The following is a 3,599-nucleotide window of genomic DNA, read 5'->3' as shown; positions in this document are numbered from 1 at the left end:
TTTCTAAATGATTTGTGCATTTTGTTAAATCCCCCTTATTGCAAAATATAAAACTGTCCCTACAAGACAAAAGCATATTAAATGTGCTATCATGCTGTTTTTTCTCTCATTTCTAAAATCATTGTATTAACATTAATTCCCATAAGATTTGCTGTACTTTTATTTTCAAGACTTTCAATTTTTTCTGTATAACTTAATACCCATTTTTCAGCCTTTTCTTTATTTCCAATGTATTTTACTGTTTTATCTTCTGCAATTCCTTTTAACATAACAGGAATATCTGTATTTTTTCTAATTGCATATCCTTTGTATAATTTTGGAAATTCAAAAGTTAAAAACTTCTCATAGTCTTCTCTGTCCATTTTTCCAAGTTTTATCCAACCACCTAAATCTCTAACTATTAGGTGTATTATTGGGTCATCAAACACTACTGTTGTATATGTTCCTACACTCTCCAAAGCTCCTACAAGTTTATTTTTAGCTTGTGAAATTCTGATATTTAAATCATCTTCTCTTGTTCCTAGACAAAATTTTCTTATTTCTGCTGGCATAGGAAGATTTGAAAATACTCTTTCTCTTAACATTGAGTTTATACCTCGAACAAATAATTCATCTGGAATATCATTTAAAAGTGTTCTGTAAGCATTTAATTGTGGCTCTGAAAATGCTTTTCCTGTGATAGTCTCGATTAATACTATTCCCTCAGTAAATTTAATATCTGTCATTTTCAACTCCTCCTTTCATAGCTCTTAACATTCTCATAGCAGGTGTTTCTTGTTGTACCGGTCTTATAAGTTTATTTAGTTTGATAGGAAATATTCCCTGATATTGATTTGCCATACTGTCTTCTATGCTTAAAATTAAATGGTTTTCATCTATGTATTTTGTGCCTATTTGATTTAATATCTTAGAAATTACAGTATAGGTCTGAATAGTTTTTTTAATCTCTTTTCTGTATTTGATAAATTCTTTTATCTTATTTTTTAGTTCAAGAGAAATATTTTCAGTTTCAACTTGTTTTAAAATTTCTTCTGTTGTTAATTTGTTTTTCGTTTTCTCTTTTTTAGGCTCAATTTTGGAGCTTTTTTCAGAAGTGCTTGTATTTCTTTTTAAGTAATTCTTACTAGTGTAATTCTTTTTAAAGTTATTATTACTAGCGTACAGTGTTTCTGTACTACTGTTAGTACAATCTTCTGTACTACTGATAGTACAATTCTCTGTACTACTGTCAGTACTGTTTTCTATACTAGTACAATCTTCTGTACTCCAAACTTTAAGATAATAAATGTTGCTTGAATTAAAACATTTAATCTTATCTATTAAATCTAATTTTTCTAAATCTTTTAAATTATTTGAAACTGTTGTTCTACTGTTACATTTCAAATCTTCCATTAGTTCATCGTAAGAATATTTGATATAGACATCTCCGTCTTCATCAATCCAATTATTTTTTGCTGATAATCTTGTTCTTTCATACATCAAAACATATGTTTTAAAAGCTCCTAAAGATATTTTATTTTCTATAAGTAAATCCATTAACCATTTAGGAACTTGGTAATATACTAAACTATTTAAATCTTCAAATTTTATTTTAGTCATTTTCTATCTTCTCCTTAATAAGAATAAAATCACTTTCTTCTAAAAATTTATAATCAATTTCAAATGTAGTATCGTCAACTTCTTTTGACTCTGAATTTAATACAGGTTTAAGTTTTGATATATAATATAGTTCAAGTATATTTGTATCTGATTTTGTTAATGGCAATTTATATTTCAAATAAAAGCCTTGTCTTTCTTTTGCACTATCTAATATTCTTGAACCTAAATTTTTACTTTTACCAATATAAATAAGATTTCTATTCTCATCATAAAGAAAATATAAACCATGAACATTTGTTAAACTTTCTAATGTATTTATAAACTCCTGTGTAGGCATATATTCACATCTTTCAAATACAGCTTTGACTTCTTCATAAACCTGACTTCTTAGCTCATATCTTTCCATACACTCTTTTATTCCACAGGCTTGGTAATAATTATCTCTCGCAATAGATATTATTTTTCTTATTTCAGCCTGATTACTAGGGTCAAATTTTAAGTATTTAGTAAAACGATTAATGAGATATTGACACATTTCATCTCCATTAATCGCTTTCTGTGTTAAAAATAATAAAGCCCCTAAGTCACTATCATTAATTTCCATGTATTTATAACAGAAATTAGAAAAATGATATAAAGTCTTAAAATAAAATTCTTTTTTCATATAATGTCCTCCTGTCTTATAGGAGTACTTGCGGGTAACTCCTATTTTATTTTTATCTTGTATCCACCCACCATATCTAAGTTACCCGCTTTGACATGATGAGCAGATATAAAATAAAAATTTATGCCGTAATCTTTATCTAACTTTTGTTTTTTACTTAACAAATACACCCGACTTTCGCCGTAAATATGTTTTATTTTTAGTGTCTTTTGTGCAGAGACACCAGAACTGCTTTCAGGGTAGGTATCCAAAACTCATTTTGCAAGTAAGGGAGTTGTGAGAGTTGAACTCACGAGCAATTACCAATTACTACGTAATCAGCATTATGCACACCAACCATTTATTACATAAACAGCTATACTCCCATATGTGTGGCATTATTGCCACAATTAATTATGATTTATTACCACTATTTAAGGTCGTGGAACACCTGAATTAACTTTTACGGCACTCTGGGAAAGTGCCGTATGTTTGCCCATTATTATTCCACTGTTTTGGTCGTGGTTACCAAATTTATATTAAATCTCTTAAGAGAATTAATTGCTTGTGGTGTCTGGGAACACCACATCGGGAAAAGTTATTTAAGGTGATACTATGGCTGTTTCTGGTCGCCATTACCATAATGTAGTAAGGAGCTTATTAGCCTCACAATCACGACTACAAAACATTTCTCTTTCGTGATAAAATACCTTTAGCCCTATGTGGCAATTTATCAAAAAGGAGCTGATGAATATTAGCAGAATTTTTGTAATTGCCCTGCTCTCTTTTTACGGCTCACACCCTCTTACAACCCTTGAGCAAGGTTGCAATGATGTAAAAAATGTAATTGCTCACATTACATTTGAAAAGTAAAATATCAGCTAACGGGCAATCAACACTCGCTGAACTAAAACAGCATAAGTGATATTGTATCCTAAGAAATATAAGGTATATTCTTATATATTTAGGTTGTTTTATAGTCGTGATTTTGGGGTTAATATCTTAGAGTTATTACTATTTAATTTCTAAGTTGCAGATACTAAGAGTAAATAAATTTAGACATAAGCTGATATGGAATATACCTGTATCAGCTTTTTGTTTACTCAAATCTCTTTTAAGGGAATGCCAAGACTTGAACTTGGTTGTCGTATAGTGATTTAAAAGACCACCACGAACTGCTGACCTCAGACACATTCCCATATGAAGCGACAAAGGAGTTCTAAGCTATCGCCTACTTCCATTCGGAAACCCAGTCGCTTCTGCTGTACAGCTTTATTTTTAAATACAAAAAAGATATAATGTACTTGTATGTTAAATTTTTAAGCGGTTCAACATATATTTACTACAATGTTCCACA

The 3,599-nt window shown here is 29.7% G+C and carries 4 protein-coding genes; all 4 read right to left on the bottom strand.

All coding sequences use genetic code 11. From position 1 onward, the window contains the following. Positions 1-89: 89 nt before the first annotated feature. The 4 genes from R5Z65_RS00085 to R5Z65_RS00070 all read right to left on the bottom strand — a co-directional run bounded on the left by R5Z65_RS00085 (position 90) and on the right by R5Z65_RS00070 (position 2,514). Entirely contained in the window at positions 90-725 is a 636-nt protein-coding gene (locus R5Z65_RS00085; RefSeq protein ID WP_317366270.1) for a DUF6475 domain-containing protein, read from the bottom strand. Next, a complete protein-coding gene (locus R5Z65_RS00080; protein ID WP_317366269.1) occupies positions 712-1,599 on the bottom strand; it encodes a replication initiator protein A in 888 nt (295 codons plus the stop codon). Before R5Z65_RS00080 ends, R5Z65_RS00085 begins: the two co-directional genes overlap by 14 nt. After that, positions 1,592-2,203, bottom strand: coding sequence for a hypothetical protein (locus R5Z65_RS00075; protein ID WP_317366268.1), 612 nt, complete (start codon positions 2,201-2,203; stop codon positions 1,592-1,594). The genes R5Z65_RS00080 and R5Z65_RS00075 overlap by 8 nt, the downstream gene beginning before the upstream one ends. Before the next feature lie 101 nt (positions 2,204-2,304). After that, a complete protein-coding gene (locus R5Z65_RS00070) occupies positions 2,305-2,514 on the bottom strand; it encodes a hypothetical protein (RefSeq protein ID WP_317366266.1) in 210 nt (69 codons plus the stop codon). Between the last annotated feature and the right edge of the window lie 1,085 nt (positions 2,515-3,599).

Source organism: uncultured Tyzzerella sp. (genome assembly GCF_963558545.1).
Taxonomy (GTDB): domain Bacteria; phylum Bacillota; class Clostridia; order Lachnospirales; family CAG-274; genus Tyzzerella.
The sequence above is the reverse complement of the archived record's forward strand: the minus strand, read 5'-3'. Positions and strand labels throughout refer to the sequence as shown.

Excerpts from the sequence above, each read along its gene's own strand:
- R5Z65_RS00075 (WP_317366268.1), bottom strand. The coding sequence starts at position 2,203 with ATGGAAATTAATGATAGTGACTTAGGGGCTTTATTATTTTTAACACAG.
- R5Z65_RS00085 (WP_317366270.1), bottom strand. The coding sequence starts at position 725 with ATGACAGATATTAAATTTACTGAGGGAATAGTATTAATCGAGACTATC.
- R5Z65_RS00080 (WP_317366269.1), bottom strand. The coding sequence starts at position 1,599 with ATGACTAAAATAAAATTTGAAGATTTAAATAGTTTAGTATATTACCAA.